This window comes from Mesorhizobium sp. M7A.F.Ca.AU.002.02.1.1 (genome assembly GCF_003998535.1).
GTDB classification, from domain to species: domain Bacteria; phylum Pseudomonadota; class Alphaproteobacteria; order Rhizobiales; family Rhizobiaceae; genus Mesorhizobium; species Mesorhizobium ciceri.
On the sequence record NZ_RZPB01000064.1, the window covers coordinates 1 to 14,774 of the forward strand.

15 protein-coding genes and 1 pseudogene are annotated in these 14,774 nt (G+C 57.5%); 10 read left to right on the forward strand and 6 right to left on the reverse strand.

What is annotated here, in order from left to right:
- The 6 genes and pseudogenes from EN879_RS39770 to EN879_RS06665 all read right to left on the reverse strand — a co-directional run.
- Window positions 1–105 (reverse strand): annotated as a pseudogene (locus EN879_RS39770) (adenosine kinase); the annotation flags it as partial.
- A gap of 100 nt (window positions 106–205) precedes the next feature.
- A complete protein-coding gene (gene metK / locus EN879_RS06645; RefSeq protein ID WP_063169265.1) occupies window positions 206–1,381 on the reverse strand; it encodes a methionine adenosyltransferase in 1,176 nt (391 codons plus the stop codon).
- A gap of 57 nt (window positions 1,382–1,438) precedes the next feature.
- Complete coding sequence (gene glyA / locus EN879_RS06650) at window positions 1,439–2,776, reverse strand: serine hydroxymethyltransferase (protein WP_063169266.1); 1,338 nt, start codon at window positions 2,774–2,776, stop codon at window positions 1,439–1,441.
- Window positions 2,777–2,813: 37 nt separating this feature from the next.
- The gene (locus EN879_RS06655; protein WP_082826567.1) at window positions 2,814–3,158 is read right to left on the reverse strand and encodes a helix-turn-helix domain-containing protein; all 345 of its coding nucleotides are present in this window, start codon (window positions 3,156–3,158) and stop codon (window positions 2,814–2,816) included.
- Window positions 3,159–4,214: 1,056 nt separating this feature from the next.
- Window positions 4,215–6,149 (reverse strand): HrpF/NolX family T3SS translocon protein, encoded by a 1,935-nt coding sequence (locus EN879_RS06660; RefSeq protein ID WP_024505366.1) that lies wholly within the window; start codon window positions 6,147–6,149, stop codon window positions 4,215–4,217.
- Between the two features lie 301 nt (window positions 6,150–6,450).
- Window positions 6,451–7,149, reverse strand: a complete 699-nt coding sequence (locus EN879_RS06665) for a secretin N-terminal domain-containing protein (protein ID WP_024505367.1) — start codon at window positions 7,147–7,149, stop codon at window positions 6,451–6,453.
- A 187-nt stretch (window positions 7,150–7,336) separates the two neighbouring features.
- Between EN879_RS06665 and EN879_RS06670 the strand changes: the two genes are divergently transcribed.
- From EN879_RS06670 to sctT, 10 genes are all read left to right on the forward strand, one after another.
- The gene (locus EN879_RS06670; RefSeq protein ID WP_024505368.1) at window positions 7,337–7,846 is read left to right on the forward strand and encodes a nodulation protein NolB; all 510 of its coding nucleotides are present in this window, start codon (window positions 7,337–7,339) and stop codon (window positions 7,844–7,846) included.
- A 9-nt stretch (window positions 7,847–7,855) separates the two neighbouring features.
- Window positions 7,856–8,719, forward strand: coding sequence for a type III secretion inner membrane ring lipoprotein SctJ (gene sctJ / locus EN879_RS06675; protein WP_024505369.1), 864 nt, complete (start codon window positions 7,856–7,858; stop codon window positions 8,717–8,719).
- A complete protein-coding gene (locus tag EN879_RS06680; protein ID WP_210326671.1) occupies window positions 8,664–9,350 on the forward strand; it encodes a nodulation protein NolU in 687 nt (228 codons plus the stop codon). Before sctJ ends, EN879_RS06680 begins: the two co-directional genes overlap by 56 nt.
- Window positions 9,347–9,970, forward strand: coding sequence for a type III secretion system stator protein SctL (sctL, locus tag EN879_RS06685; RefSeq protein ID WP_024505371.1), 624 nt, complete (start codon window positions 9,347–9,349; stop codon window positions 9,968–9,970). The genes EN879_RS06680 and sctL overlap by 4 nt, the downstream gene beginning before the upstream one ends.
- Window positions 9,967–11,325 (forward strand): type III secretion system ATPase SctN, encoded by a 1,359-nt coding sequence (sctN, locus tag EN879_RS06690; protein ID WP_063169268.1) that lies wholly within the window; start codon window positions 9,967–9,969, stop codon window positions 11,323–11,325. The genes sctL and sctN overlap by 4 nt, the downstream gene beginning before the upstream one ends.
- Window positions 11,301–11,813, forward strand: coding sequence for a hypothetical protein (locus EN879_RS06695; protein WP_063169269.1), 513 nt, complete (start codon window positions 11,301–11,303; stop codon window positions 11,811–11,813). Before sctN ends, EN879_RS06695 begins: the two co-directional genes overlap by 25 nt.
- Window positions 11,814–11,902: 89 nt before the next feature.
- On the forward strand, window positions 11,903–12,931 hold the full coding sequence (gene sctQ, locus EN879_RS06700; RefSeq protein WP_095769044.1) for a type III secretion system cytoplasmic ring protein SctQ: 1,029 nt from the start codon (window positions 11,903–11,905) through the stop codon (window positions 12,929–12,931).
- Window positions 12,924–13,589, forward strand: coding sequence for a type III secretion system export apparatus subunit SctR (sctR, locus tag EN879_RS06705; protein WP_029354851.1), 666 nt, complete (start codon window positions 12,924–12,926; stop codon window positions 13,587–13,589). The genes sctQ and sctR overlap by 8 nt, the downstream gene beginning before the upstream one ends.
- A 2-nt stretch (window positions 13,590–13,591) precedes the next feature.
- Window positions 13,592–13,867: an EscS/YscS/HrcS family type III secretion system export apparatus protein gene (locus tag EN879_RS06710; protein WP_024505375.1), complete on the forward strand. Its 276-nt coding sequence runs from the start codon at window positions 13,592–13,594 to the stop codon at window positions 13,865–13,867.
- 8 nt (window positions 13,868–13,875) lie between these two features.
- A complete protein-coding gene (gene sctT, locus EN879_RS06715; protein ID WP_127273987.1) occupies window positions 13,876–14,694 on the forward strand; it encodes a type III secretion system export apparatus subunit SctT in 819 nt (272 codons plus the stop codon).
- The last annotated feature ends 80 nt before the right edge of the window (window positions 14,695–14,774 follow it).

Sequence of the window (14,774 nt, forward strand, 5' to 3'; positions counted from 1 at the left end):
CATCGCGCCCTTGATGATGCCGTTGGTCTCGAGGAATTCCTCGTCGCACTGGGCGATGATGTCGACAATGGCATTGCCGATGCAAAGCACGTCATAATCCGGCATCAAAATCTCCGCCAAAACCCGAGCCGGCTTCTTGCCACGCCGGCCGGGCGTGGTCTCGCGAGTTGAAATGGGTTGCCGCATGCGCTTGATCCAGCCGCCCTCACGCAGCTGCCGGTCCGGCTTCACGCAGCAAATCGTCAGCTTTGTCCGTCTTCTCCCAAGTGAACTCAGGCTCTTCACGCCCGAAGTGTCCGTATGTCGCCGTCTTGCGGTATATCGGCCGTAAGAGATCAAGCATCTTGATGATGCCTTTCGGTCGGAGATTGAAAACCTCGAGAACAAGGCGCTCGATCCTTTTTTCCTCGATCCTTGCGGTTCCGAAGGTATTGACCATGACAGAAACCGGACTGGCCACGCCGATCGCGTAGGCAAGCTGAACCTCGCAGACCTCCGCAAGGCCGCTGGCAACGATGTTCTTCGCGACATACCGGGCGGCATAGGCCGCCGAGCGGTCAACCTTGGATGGGTCCTTGCCCGAAAAGGCACCGCCGCCGTGACGCCCGGTCCCACCGTAGGAATCGACGATGATCTTCCGTCCTGTGAGGCCGCAGTCGCCGGCAGGCCCACCGACCACGAACCGCCCTGTTGGGTTGACCAGAAATCTGATCCCCGAAGTATCCAGGTGGGCCGGCAGGACCGGTTTTATGATCTCCTCAATGACGCCTTCGCGGACCGTGGCTTGTGAGACCGCTTCGTCATGCTGCGTTGACAGGACTATGGTATCCAGCGCCACCGGGCGGAGCCCTTCGTAGCGTACCGACACTTGAGATTTCACGTCCGGACGCAGCCAGCCAAGCTGTCCCGCTTTCCGGACCTCGGCCTGTCTTTTCGTCAAATGGTGAGCGAGTTGGATCGGCAGGGGCATCAATGTATCCGTCTCGTTGCATGCGAATCCAAACATGATGCCCTGATCCCCTGCCCCTTGCCCGAGATCCTGCCCTCGTCCTTCATCAACGCCCTGGCTTATGTCGGGCGACTGCTCGGTGAGGGCCAGAACGACGGCGCAACGTCGACCATCAAAGCCAATCGCATCATCGTCGTAGCCAATATCGAGTATCGTATCGCGGGCGACTTGGCTGTAATCGATGTGGGCATGGCTGGTGATCTCGCCAGCCACAACGACCATCCCCGTCTTCACCAACACTTCACAGGCGACGCGCGCCTTCGGATCGGTGCGCAGGACCGCATCGAGAATGGCATCGGAGATGTTGTCTGCCATCTTATCGGGGTGTCCCGCGCCGACGGATTCGGAAGAGAACACGAACTGCCTGGTCATAAAAATGCCCTCGCTTCAAGTGCTGGAGTTAGTGAGGAGTTTCTGGATTGGGGTGGCTTATCGGTCGGGGATGCCGGGAACATCGAACGCAGTGCAGAAGTCGGCAACGTCTCTTCGTACGCTCGCATGAACTTCCTGGTCATCGGGCTGGCGGCAGACCGAGTCGATGAAAGCGGCGATCTGCACCATCTCCGTTTCGCGCATGCCCATGGACGTCACCGCTGGTGTCCCTAAGCGGATGCCGCTTGTCAGCGCCGGATGCCGCCGGTCGCCCGGGACCATATTGAAATTCGCAATGATGCCTGCACGCGATAAGCGCTCCGCATAGGCTTTGCCTGACAGCGACCGGTCCCGAAGATCAAGGATCAGCATGTGATTGTCAGTGCCCCCGGTGACGAGTTCATAACCTCGCTCCAGAAGTGCCTGGGCCAGAGCCTTGGCGTTGTGGACGATCTGCTGACCGTAGACACGAAAGGACGAGTTCGCTGCTTCCTGCAAAGCGACGGCAAGCGCGGCGATAGTATTCATATGCGGTCCGCCTTGCAGAAGAGGGAACACGGCGCGGTCTATACGTTTGGCCAGATTGTGTTTGCTCTTCGGATGATGGAGGGGCTGATAACGGTCTTCATTCCTTGATAAAATGAAGCCACCCCGGGGACCGCGGATCGACTTGTGAGAGGTGCTGGTGACCACATCGCAATGGGACACGGGGTTCGGATGCACTCCTGCGACAACCAGGCCGCAGATGTGGGCGATGTCAGCCACCAGATACGAGTTCACCTCCGAAGCAATTTCGGCCATTGCCGCGTAGTCAAAAATACGCGGATAAGCAGTTCCGCCGACCCAAATTAGCTTCGGGCGTTCCCGCTTGGCGGTCTCGCGCAAGTGGTCATAGTCAATTTGCTGTGTCTTTTCGTGCAGCCTGTACGGGACGCGCTGATAATCGCTGCCGGAAAAATTGACGGACCAACCGTGAGTCAGATGGCCGCCTTCGGGTAAAGGCAAGCCCATGACTTTGTCACGGGGGCTCAAAAGCGCGCGATAGACAGCCTGGTTGGCTGGCGAGCCTGAATAAGGCTGGACGTTGGCATGTTCACTGCCAAATAGCGCTTTCAGGCGCTCGATCGCGAGGGTCTCAAGCTCATCGACGATCTCGTTTCCGGCGTAGTAGCGCGCACCGGGGTATCCCTCGGCATACTTGTTGGTGAAAATCGACCCGGTCGCTTCCAACACCGCCGAGGAGGCAAAGTTCTCGGAGGCGATCAGTTTGAGAGTTGTCCGCTCCTGACGCTCCTGTCTTAGAAGCAGTTCGTGAACGCGGGAGTCGACGGCGGCTAAGTGAGGCCGCCCGTAAGTGTCGGGCTGCGCGATGGCGCCGCCGGCGGAGTTATCCATGGTAGTCGCGCTCCATTTGGACTGATCTATTTCACGATCAAGCAGGCGGTCCCTTCAACCGCGCGTCTTGTATTGCTTCCAGGCGTTGTAGGTCTCTTTTATGATGGCCATCATCGTGGGGCAGGAGATCGACCACCAATTGAGCCAGCTCGCCATCCTTGCCTCCTGCTTGCATATGGTACGAAGACTGCGGACGTTGTTCGTTGCAGCAAAGAAAGTTGGCTCTGACCAGCCGCCGAACGTGGCGTCGAACCTGCTCGCGAGGCAGACCGGTAATATCGGCCAGCTCGCCGACGGTTAGATCCGCATGCGCGCAAAGGCCCAGGATTCGAAGGCGATCAAGATGCGCTGCCGTCCTTAGGCGATTTACCAGTGTCAACATTGGTTAGCATCAACCCGGACGGGATGCAGCAAGCCGCTAGCCCTTCTATCCCCATCAATCCGCATGAGACCTCTCTCGTCATTTGCTGTAAATCCGCTGGTATGGATGCTAATGGAAGATAGATCACAGTCCTTTCTACGACTAAGACGCCAGATATTGGGGCTAATGTACCACCTGACAGGAGACTACACTCACGAACATTATGTGAATTTTTTTTAACGTTGCTGAGAATCAAGGGGGAGGTTTGGCGAATGTCTCGCCGTCGACTGTCGAATCCTGCCCGACGGGATTATAGGGTGCGTAGCCTGCTTGTCCTTTCCACATGACCAGCGACGATGGGGCGAAGGCGGCAGACATAGCTCTGGAGCATGCTGCGGTATCTTTGGCCTGAAGCCGAGGAAGGCGGACCGTGGCTTCCGCGCCGCTGCCGGGAGCCCGCGAACAGGCCAAGTGGATCAGCCGGGTGTTGCCGTCATAGAGCGTGAGACCCAAAGCTGGCCAGCCGCGCCCTGAGGCTGACGCACCGCTCAGCGTCCACCTTGCTCTCGAAGCCCATCGGCATAGCGCCGATAACGACTTGACCGCGTGCGTGTCGACGAGCGATCGGTGAGCGCAAGGATCGAGGGTGCAGTGCAGGATAATGCTGTTTTAAATCAGCGCTGTTTTCAGCCGACTGCCTTGAGCGTGGCACGAGGATATAGGCCCAAGGCAGGAGATCATCGTCTGCTGTTCGGGAGGCCGCCCTGGGCGCGCGACAGCCGTTCCTTCGGCTGCGCCGCTCCGCCACCATCCGCGCCGTGCCTTCCGGAGACCATTCCCGCTACCGGCCGGCGCCCGTGAAAACCTCGACCCGGCGCACCGGCTCGAGATGGCTGGGCTCAGCGTAACTCTGAAGTCGTCATATACCGAAGTCTTCACAGACTTCGGACATCCCCCTCACAGTCCGATCCAGATGGCGTCAGGAACACCGCTTGCGTTGATGCGGATGAACCCCTGCTTGTGCCACAATGACCCTTATGTCAGCGCGCGAGCCAAAGCTTCCGCGCAAGGCGACGGCTAGGATAAGGCAATGCCGACGAAGGGCACATTGCTTGCCACACTCTGGAATGATGGCATGCTCGGAAGGCCTAGGCTTTGCTCAGGGCCGCCTGCAAGGCGCGCTTTGAGGTTATTCACATAGCCTTCTGCGTAGTCCTGCGCCGTCGAGACCGAAAGATCAATGCCTGCCGCCAAGGCCTCTTCCATCAGGTGCTTTACGAGCCCATTTCGAATGGCCAGCTTGACCTCGGGGCCTGCGATAAGGCCGATCGCCTGCGCGGCCATATTGAGGCCAGCTTCCTCCAGCGCTCGCTTCATATCGCCTCCGTTAATGGCCGTACGCAGGAGATTGGCTGCTTGCGACTCAGCCTCGAGAACCATCGAGGCAAGATCGGCTACTTGTCCGAGGCCCGGAATGAAGCTGAGCAGTCCCACCGCCGTTGCCGCCAAGTCGAGCACTTTCGTCTCGATTTTGAGCACGGAGTCGACGACGTGCATGACGGCCCCGCCGTTCTTTTTGGCTGACTTAATGTCAGGCTGGTCCATCAGGCCCATCTTCATGTCCGCGACGGCATTCTGCTCTTCTGCGGTTTGGGCGCCGTGGGTGATTGGCTGCTGAACGTTGCGGTTCGCAGACGACATGTTTGTGCAAAAATGGGCAAAGTCTTTTTTGCTGATATTGCCGGAATCAACCGTATGCCCGCCGCCAAAGTCGAAGAATTTATGATGGGTCTTATAGCCCGTGATCGAATTGTTCAGGAGGCCAAACAAAAGAGGATCTGAAAGGAGCTGAGAGGCTGCTTCCCGCACTTTCGGATCAAGGCTCTTGTCGTCTTTCATTTTCGCCAGTTTGTCGCGAGTCAGAACACCGCTTCCAAAGAACGTGTCCTGATGGTCCTTGATCATCTCGACCGTATTCAGCTCAGTTTGCGTGAGGCTCATCGACGATGAGGCGACTTGCAGGAAATCCTCTTTGTGCATCTTCCCTTTCGAGCCACCGCACAACTGGTTCCAAGCATCGGGGTGATCGAGGAAATATTGCGCCGCCGCAATGACCTGGGGCGGAAATTTGCCGTTTTTCGATTCGCCGCCGACCATTTTCTTGAACTCATCCAGACTCAGGTCCTTGGACAGATTTTCGGAGTACCGGTAAAACTCCCGCAAGGCATCGCTCAAGGTCATGACCGAAGGCTGCAAACCTCCGCTGCCGTCGGATGGTATGTAGTTCTGCTCGTAGCTTCGCGCTTGGGCTTCCTGAAATGCAGCAACTTGTGGGTGGTGGTTTGAAAATCCGGCCAAGTCCTTGGCGTTGATCTTGCCTCCACAGCGGCCGTCGCCCTGCGAGCCAATCGCATAAAAAAGTCCCGAATCCTGCTGCAGTCCCTGGATCGCCGCTTTCAGATCCGGTGGCGTAGAGGGATCATTGGCTTTGTCGGTCAACGACTTCCAAGTAAGCGGGCATTGGTCCTTGTGACGGTTGAGTACCGCAACAATCTGCAACTCAGCCGTGGTCAGCGACCCACCGTTCCACGTGATTCCGGGGCTCGGCCTGGGAGCCGGCTCGATCTTCGGAGTGACGCCGAGCAGATGTTGGGCTTCAGTCGCCTTGGAGCGTTGCGATTGGTCCTCCTTGAGAGCCGCCCTCATATTTGGCGGCAGCAGATCCAGTGGGTGTTGCTCCAAGCCATTCAATGTCAAGACATCCGGTGCCAGATGGCCCAAAGGGTCCTGCCGCAATTTATCCATTGTCGAATCAAGATTCGACGCTGGCAGATCCCCTTGCGCGAAAGAGCCGGGCTTGTCTGCCAGCACACAAGTGGACAGCATCGCTTCGAAGCACGATGCACTTTGCTGATGCTGGGTCGCAAAATGGGAAACTTTCAGGCCCGGCCAACCCCTTGCGGACTGTAGCGAATTTGAGCGGTAGAAAGTTGAAAGATTACTGGCCGACATTATGCATCCTCAGACGTGACGTTGAAATCCCCACAAGAGACCCCGACAGAAGATCCCTTGCGTTTCACAAAATTCGACAATTCCAAGCGTCGGCAGGTCACGAATGCGCCTGCCCTGCCTTCAATTGCTGTGTTCCGGGCCGGCTCCAAGGTTCGGTCCAACACAATGGCCGGAGTCACCGCGAGAGCTGCCGGGACTCATCATGAGCGGATTAGCTTTCGAGAAACTGACGAGTTTGCGAAGAGTTCACAAAGGGGTAGCCGCAGTCATGTTCTTCAGAGCTGCGGGAAATCCTCAATGTTCATTTCTTGCCCAGCTCAGGCTTCCCGCCAACGCTATCCTGTTGTGGGATGTCAGAAGAATAAGAAGCATCCGGTCGTCCGTCGCGAACGACCGTAGTGGAGGAGCCGCGAAACAAGATCAGCACTGATTCCTTTGGCGTTGCCGCTATGTGAGTCTGCGCCTGCGCCTGCGCCACCAAGCCGTTAAAGGTCTGCTCCACGAGTGCGACGAAGCGCGGTGGACCGGAAACGAAGACGAGGCCATTGCCTGGCACGGGTTTGACCACATAGCGCTCGTCGGAGATATCAAGCTTGTCGAGAGCCCCCTTGAACGCATCGAAGCGAATCGACGTCATCAAAAGCATTCGAGTTTGCGATTCTTGTGCAGCAGACACATAGAGCACAAGGCCGTCATAGTACCATTGTAGACCGTAAAGGTTCGTCAAGCGGTCGAGGAACGCGCGCGGTGGCAAATCAGGCATACGTCCGCGAATTCGCCCCTTCACCGCAGGACTGATGTTGACCCTGATATTCAGGTTGTTGCCGAATTCCTGCAACGCTGCAGCGAGCTCCTGATCCAGAACCGTGTATCTATAGGGTGTCGCCGGAAGGGACAGCGGGACTGCATGCGCCGGGTGAATCCCGGTGGACAGAAAAAACCCGGCACAAAGAAGTCTCAAAACATGCAGGGTGACGGGTTGGATAAGCGTTCTCGGCATGTCGCACTGATAAACCAAACGCTGAAATCATCACAAGTGACTAAATTGCCGAAGAGATTTTAGATTGTCGAAATGACGCCGCCGTTAGTCAGCTTGTTGTCAGCTTGCCCCCCTAGGAGTGTTGCGCCGACACCGGGTGATGAATGGGCGGGGCTCGCCCGGTCAGAGAGAGCAACCGAGTCCTTACATGATGATGCCTGTCACGTCGATCTCTGCCACTCTAACGGCTGGCCTCCCCAGGGTCGGATCACCGTCGATTGTCGAGCAGGCCCAGTTTGAGCGCGCCTTAGGGCATGCAGCCGACTCGCTGAAAAACGATGCCGCCGCGGGGCCAGCGAGTGCGGCGCCAGTTGCTGCGGCGATGGATGTTCAGCGCGCGGCTGCGCCGACGAGCGGCATGGGCGATCGCGTGTTGCAGACGATTTCCTCCCTATATCCACACAACACTGTTTCCTTCCCCGCGCTCGACCATGACATAGCCCTTTCGAAGGGCGCTCTACCGGGACCGGCGCAGAAGCTTCCCGTTCCAGGTGAGGCGGGAACCGGAATCTCGGGCATTCCCCAACAAGGGCAAGACTTCGAAACGATGATGGCTGGTCTTCGGGATGTTTACAACGGCGTCACCCAGGTGGCGCTTATCTCCAAAGGCGTCAGCGGCGTCACATCATCCGTGAATAAACTTTTGAAGGAAGGCTGAACCGCGCGCATGATTGGCTTGGCCGAGGGCGAAATCATGCGTGGCCTGTCAGGGTGGCGGTCGGTTAGACTTGTCATGCTGCCAGTTCTCGTCGCCCTCACTGCTTGCAAAGCCGACCTCTACACGCAATTGCAAGAGCGTGAGGCAAATGAAATGCTCGCACTTCTTGAAGACAACGGGGTCGCCGCGATCCGGGTGGTCGCCAAGGATGGAACCAGCACGATCCAGGTTGACGAAAAGCTGCTCGCCTTCTCAATCAACCTTCTGAACGCCAAGGGGCTGCCGCGCCAATCCTTCAAGAACCTCGGTGAGATATTCCAAGGATCAGGCCTGATTGCCTCGCCGACCGAAGAGCGTGCCCGTTACGTGTATGCCCTGAGCGAAGAGTTGTCGCGGACGATCAGCGATATCGATGGCGTTTTTTCTGTACGTGTTCACGTCGTGCTGCCGCATAACGACCTTGTGCGAGCCGGTGCCACGCCATCCTCGGCCTCGGTGTTTATCAGGCACGACGCAAAAACAAATGTCGCGGCTCTGCTGCCAAAGATAAAGATGCTTGTAGCCGACAGCATCGAAGGCCTGTCCTACGATAAGGTGGAAGTGGTTTTGGTGCCGGTAGAACGTTCCGCACACGAGCAACGGCCCGATCCGACTGCTGTTTTGCCACAAGCATCACTACCTCTTCCTGCGCCACTTCTGGCGACCGTAACAGGTTTTGCCGCAGCCGTATTCGCCGTGGCCTGTTATCTCTTGATCGGCGTTGTTACGCGTCGGCGCAAGCAATCAACCGGCGTTTCCAAGGTCGAGGGGCGCCGGGATGCTTCTGCTGTCGAGGCCATTCGCAAAAGAATGCCTGCAATTGGACGTGGGTGACATCTCATTGCCAATGCCTATACAGACCGCCCGACCTGATGGTCCGCACTTTCCGGGCGCGAGCGAGCTTGCGGCTTCGGCCCATCCAACCCGTCTTGCGGCGCGTCTTGATCCAGCGTTATCGGCCGAAACGTTAGTGAAGTTGCAGAAGTGTTCCAGACTGCATCCAAGGCTGGCAGAATTGCTGGGCAACGATGACGTGGATCTGAACCACATCGGCTGCAGGCCGGACCTTCTACGCGGGCATGATCCATATCGAGCGACCCTTCTTGCTGGTAGTATCTGGCATGCCCGTTCGCTGGTCGCGTTTGTCTCTCAGCCTGAGCTTGCCATCCTTGTTAAACGCATCGGCGTGGATGCACACGCATTCGGAATCCGACACCTGCTGCATGCTGTTGACAAAAGACTGATCTCGGACCCAGAAAAACTCGCTCAGCAAATCGAATACGATGGACACGCATGTCTTGGAGCTTGGCTCCAGGACAGTTCAGCGACCGAGCGTAACCGCGTGCTTCTTCGATTGCCCGAGGGGACTGCCGCGGAGACTCCAGCACATGAGCATTGGACCGCCGCCGGCCAATTGCTTTCACTTGTAGTAGCTCATTTTGAGACAGAGACCCCGGTGAAATGACAGTCGAACTTTCCGAGGGGCCAATAGCGCCGCAGATGCGTCCAGTCGGACCACTGATACCCGCGAGCGAGCTCGAAACCTGGCACAGCGCCGCGCAAGCCCTTGCCGCGGCAGAACGGCATCGGCAGCGCGTTCGAAACTGGGCACGCGCGGTTTACCAGCGGGCGTGGGCGCGCGGCCACATGGAGGGCTCGAATGCAGGCACCGAGGAGATGGCAGGGTTGATTGCGGAGACAATCTCCGAAATCGCGCGACGAAAGGCGGCTCTGGAGCAGGAATTGCCGCAGCTCGTGATGGAAATATTGAGCGATCTTATCGGCGCTTTCGATCCGGGCGAGCTATTGGTGAGGGCTGTTCGTCACGCCATAGAGTGTCAATACAGCGGCGCCGACGTTTGCCTTCATGTTTCTCCCATGCAAGTCGACATGCTTGCACGAGAGTTTGCTCGATGCGACGGCCAGGATGGTCGACCAAGGGTGCGGATCGAGCCCGACCCGACATTGTCGCCGCAACGCTGCGTGCTGTGGAGCGAGTACGGCAATGTTGACCTTGGACTTGACGCCCAGATGCGCGCGCTGCGCCTTGGTTTCGGGACGCTCTGTGAGAAAGGCGAGCTATGAGAAAGCCCGTCCCAGAACATAACGCTGACGCCCACACTCGAGCTCTCGTTCCAGCAATCTCGTCTTTGAGGGCTGCGGCCAAGCGAATTGACACGCGTGCGGTGCGCGGTCGGATCACGCGGGCTATCGGCACACTGGTTCATGCCGTCTTGCCAGACACTCGTATTGGGGAACTTTGCCTCCTAGAGGACCCGCGAACCGGGCTGTCGCTCGAGGCCGAGGTGATCGGCCTGTCGGGTGATGGTGTATTGCTGACACCGATCGGGGACTTGGTGGGCCTATCCAGCCGCGCAGAGGTCGTGGCCACTGGCCGAATGCGTGAGGTGCCCGTCGGCGGCGATTTGCTCGGTCGCGTGATCGACAGTCGTTGCCGCCCATTGGACGGCAAAGGCGAAATCAAGACCGTCGAAACTCGGCCCCTGCATGGCAGAGCCCCCAATCCGATGACGAGGCGCATGATTGAGCGGCCATTCCCGCTTGGGGTCCGTGTCCTCGATGGTCTGCTGACGTGCGGCGAGGGCCAGCGGATCGGGATTTATGGCGAGCCAGGTGGTGGCAAGTCGACGCTGTTGTCACAGATCGTAAAGGGTGCCGCCGCTGACGTCGTCATAGTGGCGCTCATAGGCGAACGTGGACGGGAAGTTCGTGAATTCATCGAAAGGAATCTTGGTGAAGAGGGCCTTCTCCGTACGGTCGTCGTGGTTGAAACATCCGACCGCTCGGCGGTAGAGCGTGCGCAATGCGCTCCAATGGCGACTGCGCTCGCGGAATATTTCCGCGATCAAGGCCTACGCGTTGCTCTCATGCTGGATTCGCTGACGCGCTTCTGCCGCGCTATGCGCGAAATAGGCCTTGCTGCGGGTGAGCCGCCGACGCGACGGGGCTTTCCTCCTTCCGTTTTTGGCATGCTGCCAGGCCTGCTCGAGCGCGCCGGCATGGGTGAGCGGGGCTCAATCACGGCCTTCTATACGGTGCTTGTAGAGGGTGATGGCACGGGTGATCCAATCGCCGAGGAATCGCGTGGTATTCTCGATGGCCATGTCATCCTCTCACGCGCTATTGCGGCGCGATCGCATTTCCCCGCTATTGATGTGCTGCAGAGTCGCAGCCGCGTCATGGATGCAGTCGTTTCGGGGACACATCGCAAGGCAGCATCCATTTTCCGCGAGCTCCTGTCGCGCTATGCCGAGACCGAGTTCTTGATCAATGTTGGCGAATACAAGCCAGGTGGAGATCCCCTGACTGACCGGGCTGTCGCGTCAATCGACGAACTGAGGGAGTTTCTGCGCCAGAGCGAAGATGACGCGTCAGATTTCGAGGAGACGGTCGCATGGATGTCGCGTCTGACCGCGTAAACTGGATTCAGTCTTCGAGTATACGGCTTCTGAAGGAAATGCAAGAGCGTCGTGCCCTTGGCGAGCTGTCCAAGAAGGAAGCCCAGCGCGATGTGGCCGCCTCAGCCGTACAAAATGCCTCTAGGGAGCTTGCAATGATACAGCAACATTGTTCAAGAAAAGAAGCAGCGCTCTATCAGCATCTGATGTCACTCGACAACTTGTCTAGCGCAGCGCTCGACCGTCACCGCCTTCACACTGAACAACTTGCCGCTGAGATCAATTCCAGACGGCAGATGCTTGATGATACCCAAATCGCTCAAGAGGAGGCTGAGATGGCGGCGTCCAGGACGAGGGAGCTATGGGTCATATGTTCGGCGGCAAGGGACAAATGGCAACAAATCGAGGACGACGTGCGGCGCGCCGTCGAGACTCATTCGGAGGCCGCAGCCGAGATCGAGGCCGACGATGAGATACTGCTGAAATATGCGAGGGGGTCGCTTGCCTAAATGCCGCGCAACCGGATCCGACGGTCGCAAGAGGTCGTCCGAATGACACGACCGTGCAGTCTTTGATAGGCGCTGCGGTCACACCCGCCATGTTCGAACCAGTTCTGAAACTGTCCCACACGGTTGTCTCGTGGCTCAATGATACAGCAGCGCCGCGCACGCCGTTTCAAAGCCGGATCAACGAGGTGCCGCTATCGGTGCGAACGGCAGGGCTTGTCTGGCAGCAGGAACCTGCTGCCATTCCGATGCTTGACTGCGTCTGGAGAGTGGGAGCCGAAACGGTCATCTTGTCACTGTCGCGCCCGCTCGTAGAGGAGTTCATCACGACAGTGCAGAACGGCTTGGCCTTCCCTTCCGAGCCAACTGCTTCGCTAATTCTCGAACTCGCTCTGGAGCCGCTTGTCACTCGACTGGAGGAGACGACGCGTCTGAACGTGCAACTCGTGCGGGTATGCGAAGCCACGATGCTGGCTCCTCATCTTGAACTCGACATCATTTTCGGCGCGGTCAAGGGCAAGGGCCGTCTATTCCTGTTCACGCCACTTGACGGCTTAGTACCGCCTGCGTTTCGCGCGCTAGGCGAACTGCTTGCCCAGTTGCCGCGGCAGCTGGGCGGGCTGCCTCCAGAGCTCCCGCTCATTGTTGCAGGAGAGGTCGGCACGCTTCGCCTTCCTGCGGCGCTTCTTCGAAGCGCATGTGTCGGTGATGCATTGTTGCCCGATATTGCGCCGTTCGGCCGCGGCCAGATCACCCTAGCTGTCGGCCAGTTGTGCGCCGAGGCGGATCTTGACGGCGATGAATTAATCTTGCGGGGGCCTTTCCGCCCGCGACCGTGTCCTTTGGAGAGTGCGCATATGACACAACCCGGATCGCAACTGGAGCTTACTAAGGATCTCGACGATGTCGAGATCGTGCTTGTCTTTGAATGCGGCCGCTGGCCTATTTCTCTTGGGGAATTAAGAAGTGCCGGCGAAGGGCATATTTTTGAACTTGGATGGCCGATCGACGGCCCGGTCGACATAGTGGCCAATGGTCAGCGTATCGGGCGTGGCGACATTGTCCGCATCGGAGAAGAGCTGGGCATCAGGCTCCGTGGCGGGTTTGCATGCAATGAGTGAAGCTCAGCCGACAATCCTGGCGCTTCTTGCGGTTACCGCCGGACTCGGTCTGCTGGTTTTAGCAGTTGCCACGACAACGGCCTTTGTAAAGGTATCAATTGTTCTTTTCCTCGTCCGCAATGCGCTCGGGACCCAGACCATACCACCCAATGTGGTGCTGTACGCCGCGGCGATGATCCTCACTATGTTCGTTAGTGCGCCCGTTGCTGAGCAGACCTATGACCGCATGTCGGATCCCAAGCTCCACTATCAGACATTCGACGACTGGGTAAGCGCCGCTAAAGCCGGAAGTGAGCCCTTGCGCGAGCATCTCAAGAAATTCACAAATGAAGAGCAGCGGCGATTTTTCCTATCTTCGACAGAAAAGGTCTGGCCAGAGGAAATGCACGCTGCAGCCACGCCTGATGACTTTGCAATACTTGTACCATCTTTCTTGCTATCAGAATTGAAGCGCGGATTTGAGATAGGATTTCTACTTTATCTGCCTTTTATTGTTATAGATCTGATAGTGACAACTATCTTGATGGCAATGGGTATGTCGATGGTCTCACCAACTGTTATATCTGTTCCGTTCAAGATCTTCTTGTTTGTTGCCATTGATGGTTGGTCAAAATTGATGCATGGGCTTGTGCTGAGTTATACGTTACCGGGAGGCTGATCATCACTGAATCCAGCATCATTACTCTTATGAGCCAATCACTGGTGGTTTTCATGATCTGGATTCTACCGCCGCTCATTGCATCAGTGGTTGTCGGCCTCGTCATCGGCATCCTCCAGGCGGCGACGCAGATCCAGGATGAAAGCTTGCCGCTCACCGTGAAGCTTCTGGTCGTTGTCGCGGTGATTGGGCTGTTTGCTCCTGTGCTAAGCGCCCCGCTCATAGAGCTAGCCGATCAGATCTTCACCGAGTTTCCCGCAATGACACTTAGCTACTAGTCCGCCCCATGGACGCGCCATCGGCCGATATTCAAATTCTGATCCAGACGGCTTTCGAACTCGTCGTTGCGGCAGGTCTTGGGGCAGCCCGCGCGATGGGCATCATGCTGATCTTTCCCGTATTCACACGCTCGCAGATCAGTGGGCTGATCCGGGGCTGTTTGGCTGTTGGCTTCGCACTACCATGCCTGGCACACGTCAGCGGCGGATTGCCGGCGCTGGATCCTGATACGCGCCTGATCCAGCTAACCCTGCTCGGATTCAAGGAAGTTTTTGTCGGTGTACTCCTTGGCACTTTTCTTGGCATTCCGCTTTGGGGCCTTCAGGCTGCCGGGGAGCTTATCGACAACCAACGCGGCATCAGCAGCCCGACCGCTTCGGCCGATCCCGCGACGAACAGTCAGGCTTCCGCGATGGGCGTTTTTCTGGGGATCACTGCGATTGCCATATTCGTCGGATCAGGAGGCCTGGAAACTTTGATCAGTGTCCTGTACCGCAGCTACTTGATCTGGCCGGTGTATCAGTTTCACCCGACACTGAGCGGGCCAGGAGCAATGGAGTTGTTGGGGCTTCTCGACAGCATAATGCGCACGGCATTATTGGTTTCGGGGCCTGTCGTGTTCTTCCTGATACTGATTGATATATCGATGATGCTGCTGCGTCGCTTTGCCCCGCAATTTAAGGCGAGCCAACTGTCTCCGGCAATCAAGAACATTGTCTTTCCAGTTCTCATGGTCACCTACGCTGCCTATCTGGTGGAGAGCATGAAACTGGAGGTCACACGTGCCAACGGCGTGCAGGAGTGGTTCGACAAATTGCTGCCATGAGCGACACAAGTGAAGAGAAGACACACGCCGCCAGCCCGAAGAAGTTAAGTGAAGCGCGCAAAAAAGGACAGCTGCCACGT

What these genes read in the sequence shown, in the direction of transcription:
- sctQ (WP_095769044.1), top strand. Translation starts at nt 11,903, where the DNA reads ATGTTCGAACCAGTTCTGAAACTGTCCCACACGGTTGTCTCGTGGCTC.
- EN879_RS06655 (WP_082826567.1), bottom strand. Translation starts at nt 3,158, where the DNA reads ATGTTGACACTGGTAAATCGCCTAAGGACGGCAGCGCATCTTGATCGC.
- sctN (WP_063169268.1), top strand. Translation starts at nt 9,967, where the DNA reads ATGAGAAAGCCCGTCCCAGAACATAACGCTGACGCCCACACTCGAGCT.
- EN879_RS06670 (WP_024505368.1), top strand. Translation starts at nt 7,337, where the DNA reads ATGATGATGCCTGTCACGTCGATCTCTGCCACTCTAACGGCTGGCCTC.
- EN879_RS06660 (WP_024505366.1), bottom strand. Translation starts at nt 6,149, where the DNA reads ATGTCGGCCAGTAATCTTTCAACTTTCTACCGCTCAAATTCGCTACAG.
- EN879_RS06680 (WP_210326671.1), top strand. Translation starts at nt 8,664, where the DNA reads ATGCTTCTGCTGTCGAGGCCATTCGCAAAAGAATGCCTGCAATTGGAC.
- EN879_RS06665 (WP_024505367.1), bottom strand. Translation starts at nt 7,149, where the DNA reads ATGCCGAGAACGCTTATCCAACCCGTCACCCTGCATGTTTTGAGACTT.
- sctL (WP_024505371.1), top strand. Translation starts at nt 9,347, where the DNA reads ATGACAGTCGAACTTTCCGAGGGGCCAATAGCGCCGCAGATGCGTCCA.
- sctT (WP_127273987.1), top strand. Translation starts at nt 13,876, where the DNA reads ATGGACGCGCCATCGGCCGATATTCAAATTCTGATCCAGACGGCTTTC.
- EN879_RS06695 (WP_063169269.1), top strand. Translation starts at nt 11,301, where the DNA reads ATGGATGTCGCGTCTGACCGCGTAAACTGGATTCAGTCTTCGAGTATA.
- metK (WP_063169265.1), bottom strand. Translation starts at nt 1,381, where the DNA reads ATGACCAGGCAGTTCGTGTTCTCTTCCGAATCCGTCGGCGCGGGACAC.
- sctJ (WP_024505369.1), top strand. Translation starts at nt 7,856, where the DNA reads ATGATTGGCTTGGCCGAGGGCGAAATCATGCGTGGCCTGTCAGGGTGG.
- sctR (WP_029354851.1), top strand. Translation starts at nt 12,924, where the DNA reads ATGAGTGAAGCTCAGCCGACAATCCTGGCGCTTCTTGCGGTTACCGCC.
- glyA (WP_063169266.1), bottom strand. Translation starts at nt 2,776, where the DNA reads ATGGATAACTCCGCCGGCGGCGCCATCGCGCAGCCCGACACTTACGGG.